Here is a 16,274-nt window from a genome sequence, read left to right as displayed (position 1 = left end):
GGCCGGTCTGCTGCTGCCGGGAAAACCCCGCCTTCGTTTAAGCTAGGCCCTGAATTTTCCGTCCCGCCATGAAAGCCTCTTCCGCCATGCAACTCCCGACCTATGACGACGTGATCGCCGCCGCCGCGCGCATTGAAGGCCATGCACACCGCACGCCGGTGCTGAAATCGGCCACCGCCGAGGCGCGCTGGGGCGCCGAATTTTTCTTCAAGTGCGAAAACTTCCAGCGCATGGGCGCCTTCAAGTTTCGCGGCGCTTTTAACGCACTCTCGAAATTCGATGCCGCGCAGCGCAAGGCCGGCGCGATCGCCTTCTCGTCGGGCAACCATGCGCAGGCGGTGGCGCTGTCGGCGCGCATGCTGGGCATGCCCGCGGTGATCGTGATGCCGCAGGACGCGCCCGCCGCCAAGCTGGCCGCCACGCGCGGCTACGGCGCCGAAGTGGTGCTCTACGACCGCTTCACCGAAGACCGCGAAGCCCTGACCAAGGGGCTGGCCGCCGACCGCGGCATGACGCTGATCCCGCCCTACGACCATCCCGACGTGATCGCGGGCCAGGGTACGGCCGCCAAGGAACTGTTCGAAGAGGCCGGCGCGCTGGACCGCCTCTACATCTGCCTGGGCGGCGGCGGGCTCACCAGCGGTTCGGCGCTGGCCGCGCGCGCATTGGCGCCGAAGTGCAAGGTCTACGGCGTCGAGCCGGAAGCCGGCGACGACGGCCTGCAGTCGCTGCGCGCCGGCCGCATCGTGCGCATCGCCACACCCAAGACCATTGCCGACGGCGCGCAGACCCAGTACCTGGGCGACTACACCTTCGGCATCATCCGCCGCGATGTCGACGACATCCTCACGGTGAGTGACGCACAGCTGGTGGACACCCTGCGCTTTTTCGCCGAACGCATGAAGATGGTGGTCGAGCCCACCGGCTGCCTGTCTTTCGCCGGCGCCTGCAAGGCGCTGGAAGCGAATCCGCCCGCGAAGGGTGAACGCATAGGCGTCATCGTGAGCGGCGGCAACGTCGACCTGGGGCGCTACGCGGAGTTGCTGGCACCGCGCTGATCCGGCGCAAGGGCCCAGGCTGTGTCAGGCTTTGCCCTGGCCGGCCAGCGCCGCCTTGATTTTCTGGTCCGTCTTGTACTGGCTCAGCGCATAGACGGCCCAGATCGTGGCCGGCAGCCAGCCGATCAGCGTCAGCTGCAGCACCAGGCAGAAGATGCCCGCGAACGGCCGTCCTATCGTGAAGAAGGTCAGCCACGGAAGAATCAGCGCAATCAACAGTCTCATTTTTTTCTCCCTTTCGGTTTTCAGATCATGCCCGCCGGCCACGGCCGGCATCCGCCACGCACTCGCGTCGCCGCGCATGAGCCTACTTTACTGTGACTTTTCCGCCGGCGTTCAGGCTTGAAAACAGCCTGGTTCCGGGAAATCCAACAAACAATACCCGCACCAAGACAATCTTCGTGGGTGTGCCGGGTGAATTCGAATACGGTTCAGGTTTTTTAAAACCATGTTCAGAACCGATTACCAAAATCCCTTGCGCCGCATCACCCGCGTCGAGTCCGACCGCGAGAGAAGTTGGCGAGTCTGTGTCCGGCGCTATGGGCAGAGCGTGACCAAGGCATTCACCGACCTGTGCTACGGCGGCAAACGCAAGTCGCTGGCCGCCGCAAAGATCTACAGGAATGCACTGGAGGCGCACATCGCCACGTTTGACGCGGACCATCGCCTGTGGCGCCGTGCGCAAAAAACCAGGGGCAATTCCTCGGGAACGGTGGGCGTGGCGCGCTACCTGGCCGCCTCCAAAAAACAGGGCGGCATGCCCGCACCCTACTGGCAGGCCTTTTGGCTGGATGCGTGGGGCAAGCGCCAGCGCAAAAACTTTCGGGTGGGAGTCCATGGCGAGAGGAAGGCCAAGCGCCTCGCCCGGGAGGCCTATGCCCAAGGCCTGGCCGAGGCGCATGCCGCCCTCCAGCGCAATGCCTTGCTGGAGCAGCAAATCCCCCGGCTTGGCAAAGAACACGAGCCCCTGCTGTTTGCGGCCGCGTTTGCCGCCGAGTCACTGCGGCCTTGAAGTTTCAATCAGCCCGGATGCCGCCCGCGCTCAGGTGCAGCGTGCGGTCGGCGCGCGCGGCGGCGGCTTCCGAGTGGGTGACCAGTACCAGCGAGGCGCCTTGCCCGCGCGTCTGGGCGATCAGCGCGTCCATCACCAGGGCGGCCGTGGCCGGGTCCAGGTTGCCGGTGGGCTCGTCGGCCAGCAGCAGGCCGGGCTTGTGCACCAGAGCCCGCGCGATGGCCACGCGTTGCAGTTGCCCGCCGCTGAGCTGCTGCGGCAGCCGCCCGCCCAGGCCGCCCAGGCCGACGGCTTCGAGCATGGCCTCCACCCTGGCCGCATCGGGCTGCTCCAGCAGCAGCAAGGGCAGCGCCACGTTTTGCGCCACGTCCAGGTGAGGCAGCACATGGAAAGCCTGGAAGACAAAACCCACGTGGCGGCGGCGCAGCAATGCGCGCTGGTCGTCGCTGAGCGCGCCCAGGTCCTGGCCCTTGAGCTGCACCGAGCCTTCATCCCAGCTGTCCAGCCCGGCCATGCAGTTGAGCAGCGTTGATTTGCCCACGCCCGACTCGCCGACGATGGCGACGAACTCGCCGGGCGCGACGTCCAGCGAGACATGGCTGAAGACCACCGCGTCGCCGTAGCGCTTGGCCAGTTCGCGGACCTGCAGGTTGTTCATGCCCGGCCCTGCCCTTGCATCTGTGTTTGCGTGTTGACGAGTTCCAGGACCTGCTGCAAAGCTTCGGGCCCATCGCAAGCCACCACCTGGCGCCACGGCATGGAGCGCAGCCAGGTGATCTGGCGTTTGGCGAGCTGGCGTGTGGCGAAGATGCCCCTGTCGCGCAACTCCGCCATCGGGTAGTCGCCGTCCAGCGCTTCCCAGGCCTGGCGGTAGCCGACGCAGCGCATGGAGGGGAGGTCCGGGTTCAGGTCGCCGCGCGCACGCAGGGTTTTGACTTCATCGATGAAGCCCGCCGCGAGCATGGCGTCAAAGCGCAGGGCGATGCGTTCATGCAGCCAGGCGCGGTCTTGCGGCTCCAGGGAGACCAGGGCCGGCGCCGCATTGTTGCCGCTGCCGGTGGCGGCCTTTTTGGCCGCGCCTTGGGCATGGAAAAAAGACAGGGGCTGGCCGGATACGCGAAACACTTCCAGCGCGCGCGAGATGCGCTGCGAATCGTTGGGTGCCAGCCGCGCGGCCGTGGCCGGGTCCACGCGCGCGAGTTCAGCGTGCAGCGCGGGCCAGCCCTGCGCGGCCGCTTCATCGGCCAGCGTGGCGCGCACCGCGGGGTCGGCCTTGGGCATGTCGTCCAGGCCGTCGAACAAGGCCTTGAAGTAGAGCATGGTGCCGCCCACCAGCAGCGGCAGCTTGCCGCGCGCGCTGATGTCCTGGATGAGGCGGTCGGCATCGGCCACGAACTCGGCGGCACTGTAGGCCTGCAGCGGGTCGCGAATGTCGATCAGGTGGTGCGGCACGGCCGCGAGTTCGTCCGGCGTGGGTTTGGCCGTGCCTATGTCCATGCCGCGGTAGACCAGGGCCGAGTCGACGCTGATGATCTCGACCGCATGGCGCTGGGCGATCGCCATCGCGGCGGCGGTCTTGCCGGAGGCGGTGGGGCCGGCGATGCAGATGCAGGAGGGGCTCACGGGTTTCTCGCTGCCGCCTCATGCGCGGGTTCGCCGTATTTGCGCACCACGGTCCAGGCCGTGGCCGCGATCAGCACGCTCCAGAACCACAGGCCGTTGGTCAGCGGCCGCACCGTGCCGTCCATGTGGGTGCCCAGCCAGCCGCCCATGCCGAAGGCCACCAGCATCATCAGAAAACCGTTGAGTGCCGAGGCCGCGCCGGCCGCCTGCGGAAAGGGGCCGACGGCGCCGCTCTGGCCGCAGGGCTGGTGCACGCCGTGGCCCAGCATGAAGAGGTAGTAGGGCAGCATGATGGCCCAGACGTTCTGCACGCCGGCCCAGGCCAGCACGCCCATGGTGGTGCCGCCGGTCAGGCTCAGGCAGGCGGCGATCGCGACGGAGCGCCGCACGCCGAAACGCGGCAGCAGGCGGCGGCAGATGAAGGTGCCGGCAAGGTAGCAAAAACACATCGAAAACATCACCAGGCCGTAGCCCGTCTTGCTCAGGCCCAGCACCCGGATGAAGACGAAGGAGGAGGTCGCCAGGAAGGTGAACAGCCCGCCGTAGGAGGCCGCCGTGAGCGCCGAGAAGGCCAGGAAGGTGGGGTTGCGCAGGATCTGCCCCCAGGTGCGCAGCAGCGTGCCGGGCCTCAGGGCCTGCGGGTTTTTCAGCGCGAGGGACTCTTCAAAGCGCAGGCCGACCAGCGCCAGCGTGGCCGCGCCGAACACGGCCAGCGCCGCCAGCGCGATGCGCCAGCCGTAGAACTCCGACAGCAGGCCGCCCAGCGGCGCGCAGATGCAGGCCAGCACACCCAGGCCGCTCAGGCCCTTGGACATGACACGCGCGCCTTCGAGCGGCTGGTACAGGTCGCGCACGATGGCGCGCGCGCACATGACCGCCGCGCCCATGGCCGCGCCCTGGACCACGCGCCAGGCGATCAGCATTGCCATCGAAGGCGCGAAAGTGCTGCCTATCGAGGCCAGGGTGTAGGCCGCCAGGCCCCACAGCAGGATGGGCCTGCGCCCGAAGCGGTCGGACATCGGGCCCCAGATCAGTTGCGAGGTGCCGAAGGCCAGCAGCAGAGCGCTGAGCGTGAGCTGGGCCTGCGACATGGGCGCGCCGAAGCCTTCGGTGAGCGCGGGCAGGGCCGGCAGGTAGAGGTCGGTGGTGACGGGCTGGATGCCCAGCAGCATTGAGAGGATCAATACGACCATGCCGGCCGGCATGGCGGGCGCCACGGTCTTCGAAACGGAAACATCCATCCAACTGAGCGTATCAGACAAACGCCCGGCGGCGGCGCGCCGCCGCCGGGGTTTTCAGCGCAGGCCCGACTTGTACCGGGCGATGGCCTTGGCGCGCAGGTCTTCGCTGATTTCCGTTTCACTGGCCGCGGAGGGGACCGCTGCGGCCGGTAAAGGTTCGGCCGTGGTGGAAGCCTTCGGCGGCAGGGGTTCACTGCTGCGAGGGCCGAAAATTTTGGTCTGCGCATAAGCGGCATAGCCGCGCAGGCGCTCGTCCTTGCTTTTCAGCGCCTCCTGGATGACTTCCGTGGCGTAGGGCAGGTCGTGCAGGAATTGGTGGACGTTCAGTGAGCGCCCGAATTCCCGCTTCATGGGAATGACCATGCGCACTGCATAGGTCATGAGGTCGGAATCGGGCGGATTCATGGTCAGCTGCATGGTGTGCGTATGGATCGCCAGGCGCTCAGGCGCCTGAAATCATTTCGCCATGCTGGGCAAGGTCAAGCCCCAGTTGTTCCTCTTCCGCGGTCACGCGAAGGCCGGCCAGGGGCTTGACCACCAGCAAGATCAGCCAGGTCATGACGCCGGCGTAAGCCGCGACGGCACAGGCTCCCATGAGATTGGTCAGCACGGTCGCCGTGACCGGTGCAATTTCCTTGAGCGCAAACACGGGGGTCAGGACCGTGCCTATGAAACCGCCCACGCCATGCAGTGCAAACACGTCGAGCGAATCGTCGATGCCCGTCGTGCGCTTGAAGCGGGTCACCGCGAGGAAACAGCCGACACCCGCCGCCGCGCCCAGCGCCGATGCGCCGAGGACGCCGACAAAGCCGGAGGCCGGCGTGATGGCGACCAGGCCGGCAATGGCGCCGGTTGCCATGCCCAGCACGCTGAATTTGCCGCGCTGGACGTATTCGCAGATGCCCCACACGAAGGCGCCGACGCAGGCTGCCACCTGGGTGGCCAGCAAGGCGCCGACGGCGCGTGAACTGGCCTCAAAGGCCGAGCCTGCATTGAAGCCAAACCAGCCGGCCCACAACAGCCCCGCGCCGATGATGGTCACCAGCAGGTTGTGCGGCACCATGGGCTCGGTGCCGAAGCCCTTGCGCGGACCCACGACCTTGGCCGCCACCAGGCCACTGGCACCCGCGGCGATGTGCACCACCGTGCCGCCCGCAAAATCCATGTGCCCCATGCTGGCGAGCCAGCCGGTGGGCTGCCAGATCCAGTGCGCCACGGGGGCATAGACCAGGATGGTCCAGAAGGCCGCGAAGAAAATGGTGGCGCTCAGGCGCATGCGCTCCACGGTGGCGCCGATGATCAGCGCGAAGGTGATGATGGCGAATGCCAGCTGGAACATGAAAAAAGCCGATTCCGGCACGGTGGGCGCCGAAGGGTGCGCGCCGACTTTGGCACCCAGCAGCCCGTCGCTGAGCGCCCGGCTCATGTCCCCGATCCAGGGACTGCCGGGCGTGAAGGCGAGCGAGTAGGCAATGCCCGCCCATACCAGCGTGACCACGGCTGTGGCCGCAAAGGTATGCGCCACGATGGAGAGGGCGTTTTTGGCCCGCATCATGCCGCTGTAGAACAGCATGATGCCGGGAATGGTCATCAGCAGCACCAGCACGGTCGAGATCAGCATCCAGGCCGTGTCCGCCCCGTTGAATTTTGCAAGCGCCGGCACTGCGGCGGTGGCAGCTGTCTGGGCATGCAGGGGTGCCGATGCCAGCAGCGGCAGGGCAAGAGCCAGCAAGGTGAAGGCGGGCAGCCTGCGGGTTGGCAAGACTTGGCTCATGGAATCCCTCTCGATTTTTAGTGTTATTCGAAAAGGGATGTTACATCCGGCTACATGTCACAGGTAAGTAAAAAATACCCATTTGTGAGAAATTGTTGGCTGGAATGCGGCAGTAGTACCGCTTTTTTGGGCTGACCTGGGCTGCGGCTGCGCGCGACGCATGCAGCCACTCCCCTCTACCCCGTGACCTTATTTCAGGTCAAAAAGCTGGGTCAGTGCCTGCCGGTACTGCGGCAGGCCGACCAGGTTGGCGTTGTGGTGGGACCCGCCCGGCACCAGCACGAACTGCTTGGGCTGCACGGCGGCGTCGTAGAGCTTGCGCCCCAGGTCGGGCAGTATCAGCCGGTCTTCGTCGCCGTGCACCACCAGCAGCGGTGAGCCTATCTTGTCGACTTTGCGCACGGCTTCAAAGCGTTGGGTGATCAGCAGCGACACCGGCATCCAGCCCCACTGGGAGCTGCTCACCACGTCGGCGATGGAGGTGAAAGTGCTCTCGACGATGGTGCCCCGTTCGTCGCCGACTTCGGTCGCCAGGTTGATGGCGATGGTCCCGCCCAGCGAGTGGCCGAAGATGTAGCGCGGCCGGTCCGGGTATTTTTTCGCCAGCCAGTCCCAGGCGGCACGGGCGTCTTCGTAGGCGGATTTTTCGGAGGGCAGTTCCTGCGTGCTTTTGCCGAAGCCGCGGTAGTCGATGGCCAGCACCGAGAACCCGAGTTCCTGCATGCGGCGCATGCGCGGCGCGGAGCCGGTGACGTTGTAGCGCGCGCCATGCAGGTAGAGCAGCACCGGTGCCTTGGCGTCATCCGGCCTGTCGCTGCCCAGCCACAGCCCGTGCAGGCGGATCGGGTGCTCGTTGGCGGCGGTGTAGTCAATCCAGACGTCATCCATGCCCACCGCGGCGGCGGCGGCGCCGCCCCACGTGCGGTCGCTGGGCTGGAAAATCCAGGCACGCTGCTTTTCGTCGAGGGTGGCGCAGCCTGCCAGCAGGGCCAGCGCCGTTCCGAAGCTTGCGAAAAGGTGCCAGCGTTTCATGGTCATGACTGAGTCCATCTTGCCCCAAAAGTTCTGGCGGCGGGTGTTTCCCTTATGTAACAGCTCCCAGCGCGCAATTTTCACGCCCGTGCGCCACCAGGCTCTTACTTCACGGTGAAGTTTTGGAAAAGTCGGGCAAGCAGAGTGAACCCTAGGGCCTTTCACAAAACCCGGCGAAGCGGTCCTGGCCAGGCGCGGCGCCGCAGACAGTGCTCCAGCACGGCAAGGCGGCGCAACAACGCCAGGAGGGATTTTTTGAAAGGTCCTAACGCCCGCGCAGGAAGAGCGAGTCAAGCTCCTTGATGCTGACCTGCCGCCAGGTCGGCCGGCCGTGGTTGCACTGGTCGGAGCGCTCGGTGGCTTCCATCTGGCGCAGCAGGGCGTTCATCTCGTCCAGCGTGAGCTTGCGGTTGGCGCGCACCGCGCCGTGGCAGGCCATGGTCGACAGCAGCTCGTTCTGCGCGCGCTGGATCACGGTGCTGGCGTCGTGCTGGGCCAGTTCGGCCAGCACACTGCGCGCCAGTTCCACCGCGTCGCCCTGGGCCAGGCTGGTGGGCACGGCGCGCACCGCCAGGGTCTTGGGCGAAAACGGCGTGATTTCCAGGCCCAGCGTTGCCAGGGTCTGGGCGCTGGCTTCGGCCGTGGCGACTTCCTGCGGACTCGCGGCAAAGGTCGCGGGAATCAGCAGCGGCTGGCTGGCCAGGCTGGCGCCTTCACCGCCGTCCATCTGGGTCTTCAGGCGCTCGTAAACAATGCGCTCATGGGCCGCGTGCATGTCCACGATGACCAGGCCCTGGGTGTTTTCGGCCAGCACGTAGATGCCCTGCAACTGGGCAATCGCGCGGCCCAGCGGCCAGTCGCCCGGGGGGAGAGGCGTGGCATCGGCGGGGCCTGCCGCACCGTTTGGGGGCGTGGCGGGCGCTGGTGCATACGAAGGCGCGGGCGCAAAACTGCCGCCTGTTTCCATGCGGCCCTCGGCGGGCCGTGACGGCGACGGCCACATGGCTTCAAAGTCGGACACCCGGCTGCCGCCGTTGCTGGTGAAATTCATGGCCGGTTGCGCCCATCCCTGGCGCGAAAACGCGAGGCTTGATTCGGGGGCGGCCTCCGTGGCCACGCCGGCAAGTCCCTCATTTGCCGCGACGGTTGACGTGGAACGCGGAATCGCAAGCGCGTTTTCCGTGGCATGGCGCACTGCCTGGTGCACCTCGCGGCTGTCGCGAAAGCGCACTTCGATCTTGGTCGGGTGCACGTTCACATCCACGCGGCTGGGGTCGATCTCGACATACAGCGCATACACCGGCTGGCGGTGGCCGTGCAGCACGTCCTCATAGGCGCTGCGCGCCGCGTGGGTCAGCACCTTGTCGCGCACGTAGCGGCCGTTGACATAGGCGAACTGCTGGTCGGCGCGCGAACGGGCGGCATCCGGGATGCCGGCCACGCCCCAGACGCGCACGGCGGGCTGCCCGTCGTGGCGCAGGGCCGAGCTTTCGTAGTTCACGGCGACCGACTGCTCGACGAATTCGCTGCCCAGCACGTCGGCCAGGCGCTGCTGGTGGGCTTTGTCGCCGCTGGCGGCGCGCCATTGCTCAACCAGCTTGCCCTCGTGCCAGATGGCAAAGCCGACGTCGGGGCGCACCAGCGCATGGCGGCGCACGGCTTCGATGCAGTGGGCCAGTTCGGTGGCGTCGGTTTTCAAAAACTTGCGGCGCGCCGGCGTGGCGTAAAACAGCTCGCGCACTTCCACGCTGGTGCCGCGGCTGCGCGCGGCGGGCTTGAGTTCGCCGGTGCGGCCGTCCAGTTGCCAGGCGTGCTCGTTGCCCTCGGTCCTGGACAGCAGGCTCATGTCGGCGATCGAATTGATGGCGGCCAGCGCCTCGCCGCGAAAGCCCATGGTGCCCACGGCTTCAAGGTCCTGCAGCGAGGCGATCTTGCTGGTCGCATGGCGCCTCAGCGCCACCGGCAGTTCTTCGCGCGGAATGCCGAAGCCGTCATCTTCGACCAGGATCAGCCGGACGCCGCCGGCCAGCAGCCGCACCGTGACCTGGGTCGCGCCCGCGTCCAGGGCGTTGTCGACCAGCTCGCGCACCACCGAGGCGGGGCGCTCCACAACCTCACCGGCGGCAATCTGGCTGATCAGTTCATCGGGCAGCTCGCGAATGGGACGGCGGGAGGGGGATGTCAGGGAAGTCATGTGCGGCCAATTTTAGGCTCAGGGCCCGGTTGGCGTGCTTGACCGTACCCGTGGCCGGGATTTTGGGCGTGTCAGAATCAAGGCCATGGAACTAGCCGCTTTTCTCATCGATTTCATCCTCCACGTCGACAAGCACCTCGAGGCCTTTGTCACCAGCTACGGTGCCTGGGTCTATGCCCTGTTGTTCATCATCATTTTTGTGGAAACCGGCGTAGTCGTCATGCCCTTCCTGCCGGGCGATTCGCTGCTCTTCGTGGTGGGCGCGATGTGCGGCGTGGGCCTGATGAGTTTTCCGCTCGCGGTGGGGTTGCTGTTTGTGGCGGCCGTGCTGGGCGACCAGTGCAACTACAGCATAGGCCGCTTCCTGGGGCCCAAGGTTTTCCAGTGGGAAAACTCGCGCTGGTTCAACAAAAAGGCGTTTGACCAGGCCCACGCGTTTTATGAGCGCTATGGCGGCGTCACCATCATCGCGGCGCGTTTCATGCCTTTCCTGCGCACCTTCGCTCCCTTTGTCGCGGGCGTGTCGGAGATGACGCGCAGCAAGTTCACGTTGTTCAACCTCGTGGGCGGCGCCCTGTGGGTGGGCGGCATTGTCACCGTGGGCTACTTCTTCGGCAACATCCCGTTTGTCAAAACCCATCTCGACAAAATCATCTGGGCCTTGATCCTGGTGCCCGGCCTGCTGGTGATCTTCGGCGCCTGGAAAGCCAGGCGCAAGGCCGGATCCGCCGCTTCCTCATCCTGACGCGCATGGGCGACAGGGGTGGGTAAAACCCGGGGGATGGCAATTGATAAGTAAGCGTATCATTATTTCGACAGCATCCCCATTCCCGTGCGAGGACCCATGAACGCGCCGCCCCTTTCAAGCACAGAACTCTCCCGCTGGACCCAGCCCGGTTCCAGCCGCGTCCCATTCTGGGCTTACACCGACGCCCAGCTCTACCAGCGCGAACTCGAGAAAATCTTTTACGGCGCGCACTGGTGTTATGTGGGGCTGGAGGCCGAGATCCCGAATGTCGGCGACTACAAGCTTAGCCACGTGGGCGAGCGCCAGGTGCTGATGGTGCGCGACCGCATCGCGCCCAAGGACCGCGCCACCGACCACGGCATACGCGTGGTGGAAAACCGCTGCGCGCATCGCGGCGTGCGCTTTTGCCAGAACCCGCAAGGCAATGCGCGCAGCTTTGTCTGCCCCTACCACCAGTGGACCTACAAGCTCAACGGCGACCTCGCGGGCCTTCCCTTCAAGGACGGGGTGAAGGAGGGCGACTGCGTCAACGGCGGCATGCCCGAAGGCTTTGACCTCAAGGACCACGGCCTGACCAAGCTGCGCGTGGCGCTGCTGCACGGCCTGGTGTTCGCCACTTTCAGCGAGGAGACCGAGCCGCTGAAGGACTACCTGGGCCCGCAGCTCATGCCCTGGCTGGACCGCATCTTCAAGGGCCCGGAAGGCGCGCGCAAGCTGACCCTGCTGGGCTACAACCGCCAGCGCATTCCGGGCAACTGGAAGCTGATGATGGAAAACATCAAGGATCCTTACCACCCGGGCTTGCTGCACACCTGGTTCGTGACCTTCGGCCTGTGGCGTGCCGACCAGAAAAGCCGCATGGTGATGGACGAGGAGGGCCGCCACGCGGTGATGATCTCGCGCCGCAACGAAGGCGGGCAAAACGCCGCGGTGACCGAGGGCGTGACCTCCTTCAAGGCGAACATGGCGCTGCACGACGACCGGCTGCTGGACGTGGTGCCCGAGCCCTGGTGGACGGTACCCGACCCGTCCAATCCCGGCAGCGACATCACGCCCACCGTCACCATGATCACGCTGTTTCCCAGCCTGATCATCCAGCAGCAGGTCAATTCGCTGAGCACCCGCCACATCGTGCCGCGCGGCCAGGGCGAGTTCGATTTCATCTGGACGCATTTCGGCTTTGCCGACGACACGCCCGAGATGACGCAGCGCCGCCTGCGCCAGGCCAACCTGTTCGGGCCGGCGGGGTTTGTGAGTGCGGACGACGGCGAGGTGATCGAGTTCAGCCAGGCCGGGTTCGAGCAGGCCGGCGAGGGCGCCACGCTGTGCGAACTGGGCGGCACCGGCAACGAGATGACCGAGCACATGGTCACCGAAACCCTGATCCGCAGCATGTATGCCTACTGGAAGAAAGTCATGGGCCTATGACGGAGATCGAACAAACTCAACGCCTGCTGCTGCAACTGCAGGTGGACCGGCTCAACGCCGATTACGCGGCGGCGCTCGACGAAAAACGCTTTGAGGAATGGCCTGAATTCTTCGTGGAGGACGGCCGCTACAAGGTACAGGCCCGCGAGAACTTCGACCGCGGCCTGCCGCTGGCGCTGATGGCGCTGGAAAGCCGCGGCATGATGAAAGACCGGGTGTACGGCGTCACGCAGACGATTTACCACGGGCCGTATTACATGCGCCACATCGTCAGCCCGGCGCGCATTCTCTCGCACGAGGGCGATGCCATCACGGCCGAAGCCAACTACGCGGTGTTCCGCACCAAGCCGGGCGGCGTCAGCGAGGTCTACAACGTGGGACGCTATATCGACGAGCTCACGCAAAAAGACGGCTCACTGAAATTCAGGAGCCGTCTTTGTGTTTACGACAGCGAGATGATTCTCAACTCGCTGATCTACCCGATCTAAGGAGCCGTTCAAAAACCCCTCCTGGCGTTGTTGCGCCGCCTTGCCGTACTGGTGTACTGTCTGCGGCGACGCGCCTAGCCAGGACCGCTGCGCTGGGCTTTGTGAACGGCTAAATCAGGTGGGGCGCGGGGTCAGCGCTTCTTGCCGACCTCGTTACCGATCACCGCACCGGCGGCTGCGCCGCCCACGGTGCCCAGGGTGCTGCCGAAGACGGCATTACCCACCAGGCCGCCGGCCACGGCGCCAACGCCGGTGCCGATTTGTGCATTGGTCGGGCTGGTGCTGCAACCGCCCAGGCCTATCAGTGCTGCCGCCGCTGCTGCGATCATTAATTTCGTGTTCATCTTGTGTACCTTTGCTAAGAGTTTCAGGCTCTTGCTGTGGGCATTCACATCGTGATGCCCCGGCTTTGCCTGTGACCTCAATGTAGGTGGGCAGGTGTGCGGGGACTGTAGGAGAAGGTCGCCGGGAACTGTCGGCTCCCTGCGGTCTTTCGTAGTAAAGAGTCGCTCAAAAACCCTCCTGGCGTTGTTGCGCCGCCTTGCCGTGCTGTAGCACTGTCTGCGGCGACGCGCCTAGCCAGGACCGCTTCGCTGGGTTTTGTGAACGACTCTAAACATTGCAAGCCCACTGCCTGCACTTCAGCAACACAGACAGGTGGAAGCGGCTTAAACAGCGCGGTTGCGCGCCAGCGGCGGATTGCGCGCGAAGTAGCGTGTGATGCCGCGCATCAAGGCATCGGCCAGCTGTATCTGGTAGTCGTCGCTGCGCAGCTTGGCTTCTTCGTCGGGGTTGCTGATGAAGGCGGTCTCCACCAGCACGCTCGGGATGTCGGGCGCTTTCAGGACGGCGAAGCCGGCTTGTTCCACTTTGGGCTTGTGCAGCTTGCCGACGTTGCCGATCTCTCCCAGCATGGCGCTGCCGAGCTTGAGGCTGTCGTTGATCTGAGCCGTGGTGCTCATGTCCAGCAGGGCTTTCTGCACCTGCGCGTCCTTGGCCTTGACGTTGACGCCGCCCACCAGGTCGGCCGAGTTTTCCTTGTCGGCGATCCAGCGCGCGGCGCTGCTGGAAGCGCCTTTCTCGCTGAGCGCGAAGATACTGGCGCCTTGGGGCCGCGCCGTGAAGAAGGCGTCGGCATGGATGCTGATGAACAGGTCGGCCTGCACGCGCCTGGCTTTTTGCACGCGGATGTGCAGCGGCACGAAGAAGTCGGCATCGCGCGTGAGGTAGGCGCGCATATTGGGCTGCTGGTTGATGCGGTCGCGCAGGCGGTGCGCGATCTGCAGTACCACGTCTTTTTCGCGCGTGCCGCCGGGACCGACGGCGCCCGGGTCTTCGCCGCCATGGCCCGGATCCAGCGCCACGATGACAAGGCGGTCGGTTTTGTTCTTGGCGATGATCGCCGCTTCGGGCGACGGCTTGGCACTGCCCGGGCCGGGCGCGGGCCCTGTGGGTTTTTCTTTTTCCTTTTCTTTTTCCGCAATGACGGCCGGTGGCGGTTTGCTGCTGTCGGCCGGCTTTCCCGATTGCCGCGCAATCAGGTCGGCGATCGGGTCGCTGCCGGCAGGCGCGGGCGCGGCGCCGGGCTGCCGGTCGGCGAGCTTCTCGGCGATCAGGACTTCGAGCGGGTCGGCCACCTGCGTCGGGTAGAGATCGAACACCAGCCGGTACTGGTAGGCGGCGACGGGCGGCAGCGTGAACACCTGCGGCTGTATCGGCTGCTTGAGGTCTATCACCAGCCGCACCACGCCGGGGGCGTTTTGCCCCACGCGTATGCCGGAGATGTTGGGGTCGTCGGATTTGACCTTGGCGACAAGTTCGCGCAAGGCCGGGATCAGGTCTATGCCTTCGATGTCGACGGCCAGGCGCGGCGGTTCGGCGACAAAAAACTGCCGCGCCTTGATTTCGCCGTCCGACTCGATGGTCAGCCGCGTGTAGTCCTTGGACGGCCAGACGCGCACCGCCACGATGGTGGCGCCGCGTGCGATGTGCTGCACACCCAGCAGCAGCACCACGCTGCCCAGTTGCAGGGCGCTGCGGCGGTTCAGGGCGGGGCGCTTCATGCGATCAGTTCCGCGCCGGTGGCCGTGTGGGCCGTCAGGGTGACGGCGCGCGTGTCGTCCGGCAGCACTTCCAGGCGCAGCAGCAGGTCGGGCTGCGGCAGGTGGGGGCCGGCTTTTTCCGGCCATTCGACGAGCTTGAGCCCTGGGGCGGCGAAGATGTCGCGAAAGCCGGCTTCTTCCCATTCGCGCGGATCGTTGAAGCGGTAGAAATCGAAGTGCCAGATGTTCATGGCGCCATTTTGGCCTGCATCCGGGCCGGCGTCCGCCAGTGTGTAAGGTTCGACCACCGCATAGGTGGGACTCTTGATGCGGCCCTGCACGCCCAGGCTCTTGAGCAGGTGGCGCACAAAGGTGGTTTTGCCCGCACCCAGGTCGCCCTGTAGCTCGATCAGCGCGCGGCCTATCGCGGAGTGGCCGGCCAGGGTCCGCGCGAAGGCTGCCGTGGCCTCCTCGTCGTGCCAGGCAATGTTTTTTACAATCAGCGGGTGTCCGCCAGCAACTCTTTGAACAGTCATCAGTTCGTTTCTCAAATTCAGGCTTGGGCGCGCGAGCTTGGATTTTCGCAAATCGGCATTGCCGGTGTCGACCTGTCGTCGGCCGAACCCGGATTATCGGCCTGGCTGGCGGCGGGTTTTCATGGCGACATGCACTACATGGCCGCGCACGGCCTCAAACGCGCCCGGCCGGCCGAACTGATCCCGGGCACGGTGAGTGTCATCACGGCACGCATGAACTACCTGCCGGCCGCCACCTCCGCCGCCCCCGGCGAGTGGCAGGCCCTGGAATTCAGCCGCCTGGAGCGGCCCGCCGAGGGCATTGTGTCGGTTTATGCGCGCGGCCGCGACTACCACAAGATCATGCGCAGCCGCCTGCAAAAACTCGGCGAGCGCATCTCGGCGCACGTGGAACAACTGGGCCACCGCGCCTTCACCGATTCCGCGCCGGTCCTGGAGGCCGAACTGGCGGCCCGCAGCGGGCAGGGCTGGCGCGGCAAGCACACCTTGCTGCTGAATCGCGAGGCCGGCTCCATGTTCTTCCTGGGGGAAATCTATGTGGACCTCGCCTTGCCGCCCAGCGAGCCGGTGGCGCCGCATTGCGGAACCTGCCAGGCCTGCATAGAGGTGTGTCCCACACAGGCCATCATTGCGCCGCACAAGCTCGACGCACGGCGCTGCATCTCCTACCTGACCATAGAACACGCCGGGCCCATCCCGCTGGAGCTGCGGCCGCTGATCGGCAACCGCATCTACGGCTGCGATGACTGCCAGCTGATTTGCCCCTGGAACAAATTCGCCCAGCGCAGTGCCTTGCCCGATTTCGACGAACGCCTGGGCCTGACAGGGCAGCAACTGGTGACCCTGTTCGGCTGGACCGAAGAGGCGTTTTTGCGCTTCACCGAAGGCAGCCCGATACGGCGCATAGGCCACGAACGCTGGCTGCGCAACATCGCGGTGGCCATGGGCAATGCCCTGCGCGTGCTCGATGAACCCGCCGGGCGGCCCCTGCGCGAGGCCCTGCGCGCGCGCGCCGCAGAGGGCGGTGAACTGGTCGCGGAACACATTGAATGGGCCCTGGCCCAATGACCTCCTTCAGCTTGTAATATGCCCCGTGCA

The 16,274-nt window shown here is 65.7% G+C and carries 17 protein-coding genes; 6 read left to right on the top strand and 11 right to left on the bottom strand.

What is annotated here, in order from left to right:
- Nucleotides 1-86: 86 nt before the first annotated feature.
- Entirely contained in the window at nucleotides 87-1,058 is a 972-nt protein-coding gene (locus tag ACSQ27_RS09750) for a threo-3-hydroxy-L-aspartate ammonia-lyase (protein WP_436155430.1), read from the top strand.
- Between the two features lie 24 nt (nucleotides 1,059-1,082).
- Here the strand turns inward: ACSQ27_RS09750 and ACSQ27_RS09745 are convergent, their stop codons facing one another.
- A complete protein-coding gene (locus ACSQ27_RS09745; protein WP_436155243.1) occupies nucleotides 1,083-1,283 on the bottom strand; it encodes a YqaE/Pmp3 family membrane protein in 201 nt (66 codons plus the stop codon).
- A 250-nt stretch (nucleotides 1,284-1,533) separates the two neighbouring features.
- Here ACSQ27_RS09745 and ACSQ27_RS09740 point away from each other — a divergent pair, with 250 nt between their 5' ends.
- A complete protein-coding gene (locus ACSQ27_RS09740; RefSeq protein ID WP_436155242.1) occupies nucleotides 1,534-2,070 on the top strand; it encodes a hypothetical protein in 537 nt (178 codons plus the stop codon).
- A gap of 4 nt (nucleotides 2,071-2,074) precedes the next feature.
- Here ACSQ27_RS09740 and ACSQ27_RS09735 read toward each other — a convergent pair whose 3' ends face one another.
- The 7 genes from ACSQ27_RS09735 to mutL form a co-directional block, all read right to left on the bottom strand.
- Nucleotides 2,075-2,728, bottom strand: coding sequence for an ABC transporter ATP-binding protein (locus tag ACSQ27_RS09735; protein WP_436155241.1), 654 nt, complete (start codon nucleotides 2,726-2,728; stop codon nucleotides 2,075-2,077).
- Complete coding sequence (miaA, locus tag ACSQ27_RS09730; RefSeq protein WP_436155429.1) at nucleotides 2,725-3,633, bottom strand: tRNA (adenosine(37)-N6)-dimethylallyltransferase MiaA; 909 nt, start codon at nucleotides 3,631-3,633, stop codon at nucleotides 2,725-2,727. Before miaA ends, ACSQ27_RS09735 begins: the two co-directional genes overlap by 4 nt.
- Nucleotides 3,634-3,689: 56 nt before the next feature.
- On the bottom strand, nucleotides 3,690-4,934 hold the full coding sequence (locus tag ACSQ27_RS09725) for a multidrug effflux MFS transporter (protein ID WP_436155240.1): 1,245 nt from the start codon (nucleotides 4,932-4,934) through the stop codon (nucleotides 3,690-3,692).
- A 54-nt stretch (nucleotides 4,935-4,988) separates the two neighbouring features.
- Nucleotides 4,989-5,351, bottom strand: coding sequence for a hypothetical protein (locus ACSQ27_RS09720; protein ID WP_436155239.1), 363 nt, complete (start codon nucleotides 5,349-5,351; stop codon nucleotides 4,989-4,991).
- 25 nt (nucleotides 5,352-5,376) lie between these two features.
- Nucleotides 5,377-6,708: an ammonium transporter gene (locus ACSQ27_RS09715; RefSeq protein WP_436155238.1), complete on the bottom strand. Its 1,332-nt coding sequence runs from the start codon at nucleotides 6,706-6,708 to the stop codon at nucleotides 5,377-5,379.
- 189 nt (nucleotides 6,709-6,897) lie between these two features.
- Complete coding sequence (locus ACSQ27_RS09710) at nucleotides 6,898-7,740, bottom strand: alpha/beta hydrolase (RefSeq protein ID WP_436155428.1); 843 nt, start codon at nucleotides 7,738-7,740, stop codon at nucleotides 6,898-6,900.
- A 265-nt stretch (nucleotides 7,741-8,005) separates the two neighbouring features.
- Nucleotides 8,006-9,934: a DNA mismatch repair endonuclease MutL gene (gene mutL, locus ACSQ27_RS09705; RefSeq protein ID WP_436155237.1), complete on the bottom strand. Its 1,929-nt coding sequence runs from the start codon at nucleotides 9,932-9,934 to the stop codon at nucleotides 8,006-8,008.
- Nucleotides 9,935-10,019: 85 nt separating this feature from the next.
- On the opposite strand from mutL, the gene ACSQ27_RS09700 reads away from it, so the two are divergent.
- The 3 genes from ACSQ27_RS09700 to ACSQ27_RS09690 all read left to right on the top strand — a co-directional run bounded on the left by ACSQ27_RS09700 (nucleotide 10,020) and on the right by ACSQ27_RS09690 (nucleotide 12,598).
- The gene (locus ACSQ27_RS09700) at nucleotides 10,020-10,679 is read left to right on the top strand and encodes a DedA family protein (protein ID WP_436155236.1); all 660 of its coding nucleotides are present in this window, start codon (nucleotides 10,020-10,022) and stop codon (nucleotides 10,677-10,679) included.
- Between the two features lie 99 nt (nucleotides 10,680-10,778).
- Nucleotides 10,779-12,110 (top strand): aromatic ring-hydroxylating dioxygenase subunit alpha, encoded by a 1,332-nt coding sequence (locus tag ACSQ27_RS09695; RefSeq protein ID WP_436155235.1) that lies wholly within the window; start codon nucleotides 10,779-10,781, stop codon nucleotides 12,108-12,110.
- Nucleotides 12,107-12,598 carry an aromatic-ring-hydroxylating dioxygenase subunit beta gene (locus tag ACSQ27_RS09690; protein ID WP_436155234.1) on the top strand — a complete coding sequence of 164 codons (492 nt, stop codon included), beginning with the start codon at nucleotides 12,107-12,109 and terminating at the stop codon, nucleotides 12,596-12,598. The genes ACSQ27_RS09695 and ACSQ27_RS09690 overlap by 4 nt, the downstream gene beginning before the upstream one ends.
- Before the next feature lie 131 nt (nucleotides 12,599-12,729).
- On the opposite strand, the gene ACSQ27_RS09685 is transcribed toward ACSQ27_RS09690, so the two are convergent.
- The 3 genes from ACSQ27_RS09685 to tsaE all read right to left on the bottom strand — a co-directional run bounded on the left by ACSQ27_RS09685 (nucleotide 12,730) and on the right by tsaE (nucleotide 15,176).
- Nucleotides 12,730-12,942: a glycine zipper 2TM domain-containing protein gene (locus tag ACSQ27_RS09685; RefSeq protein ID WP_436155233.1), complete on the bottom strand. Its 213-nt coding sequence runs from the start codon at nucleotides 12,940-12,942 to the stop codon at nucleotides 12,730-12,732.
- Nucleotides 12,943-13,266: 324 nt separating this feature from the next.
- Nucleotides 13,267-14,661 carry an N-acetylmuramoyl-L-alanine amidase gene (locus ACSQ27_RS09680; RefSeq protein WP_436155232.1) on the bottom strand — a complete coding sequence of 465 codons (1,395 nt, stop codon included), beginning with the start codon at nucleotides 14,659-14,661 and terminating at the stop codon, nucleotides 13,267-13,269.
- A complete protein-coding gene (gene tsaE / locus ACSQ27_RS09675; protein ID WP_436155231.1) occupies nucleotides 14,658-15,176 on the bottom strand; it encodes a tRNA (adenosine(37)-N6)-threonylcarbamoyltransferase complex ATPase subunit type 1 TsaE in 519 nt (172 codons plus the stop codon). Before tsaE ends, ACSQ27_RS09680 begins: the two co-directional genes overlap by 4 nt.
- 15 nt (nucleotides 15,177-15,191) lie before the next feature.
- On the opposite strand from tsaE, the gene queG reads away from it, so the two are divergent.
- Nucleotides 15,192-16,244: a tRNA epoxyqueuosine(34) reductase QueG gene (gene queG / locus ACSQ27_RS09670; RefSeq protein ID WP_436155427.1), complete on the top strand. Its 1,053-nt coding sequence runs from the start codon at nucleotides 15,192-15,194 to the stop codon at nucleotides 16,242-16,244.
- Nucleotides 16,245-16,274 lie beyond the last annotated feature (30 nt).

Origin of the sequence: Polaromonas sp. LjRoot131 (genome assembly GCF_964252805.1) — a bacterium.
Lineage (GTDB): Bacteria > Pseudomonadota > Gammaproteobacteria > Burkholderiales > Burkholderiaceae_C > Polaromonas.
The sequence above is the reverse complement of the archived record's forward strand: the minus strand, read 5'-3'. Positions and strand labels throughout refer to the sequence as shown.

Coding starts and splice junctions, on each gene's coding strand:
- ACSQ27_RS09750 (WP_436155430.1), top strand. CDS start 87: ATGCAACTCCCGACCTATGACGACGTGATCGCCGCCGCCGCGCGCATT.
- ACSQ27_RS09745 (WP_436155243.1), bottom strand. CDS start 1,283: ATGAGACTGTTGATTGCGCTGATTCTTCCGTGGCTGACCTTCTTCACG.
- ACSQ27_RS09735 (WP_436155241.1), bottom strand. CDS start 2,728: ATGAACAACCTGCAGGTCCGCGAACTGGCCAAGCGCTACGGCGACGCG.
- miaA (WP_436155429.1), bottom strand. CDS start 3,633: ATGGCGATCGCCCAGCGCCATGCGGTCGAGATCATCAGCGTCGACTCG.
- ACSQ27_RS09725 (WP_436155240.1), bottom strand. CDS start 4,934: ATGGATGTTTCCGTTTCGAAGACCGTGGCGCCCGCCATGCCGGCCGGC.
- ACSQ27_RS09720 (WP_436155239.1), bottom strand. CDS start 5,351: ATGCAGCTGACCATGAATCCGCCCGATTCCGACCTCATGACCTATGCA.
- ACSQ27_RS09715 (WP_436155238.1), bottom strand. CDS start 6,708: ATGAGCCAAGTCTTGCCAACCCGCAGGCTGCCCGCCTTCACCTTGCTG.
- ACSQ27_RS09710 (WP_436155428.1), bottom strand. CDS start 7,740: ATGAAACGCTGGCACCTTTTCGCAAGCTTCGGAACGGCGCTGGCCCTG.
- mutL (WP_436155237.1), bottom strand. CDS start 9,934: ATGACTTCCCTGACATCCCCCTCCCGCCGTCCCATTCGCGAGCTGCCC.
- ACSQ27_RS09700 (WP_436155236.1), top strand. CDS start 10,020: ATGGAACTAGCCGCTTTTCTCATCGATTTCATCCTCCACGTCGACAAG.
- ACSQ27_RS09695 (WP_436155235.1), top strand. CDS start 10,779: ATGAACGCGCCGCCCCTTTCAAGCACAGAACTCTCCCGCTGGACCCAG.
- ACSQ27_RS09690 (WP_436155234.1), top strand. CDS start 12,107: ATGACGGAGATCGAACAAACTCAACGCCTGCTGCTGCAACTGCAGGTG.
- ACSQ27_RS09685 (WP_436155233.1), bottom strand. CDS start 12,942: ATGAACACGAAATTAATGATCGCAGCAGCGGCGGCAGCACTGATAGGC.
- ACSQ27_RS09680 (WP_436155232.1), bottom strand. CDS start 14,661: ATGAAGCGCCCCGCCCTGAACCGCCGCAGCGCCCTGCAACTGGGCAGC.
- tsaE (WP_436155231.1), bottom strand. CDS start 15,176: ATGACTGTTCAAAGAGTTGCTGGCGGACACCCGCTGATTGTAAAAAAC.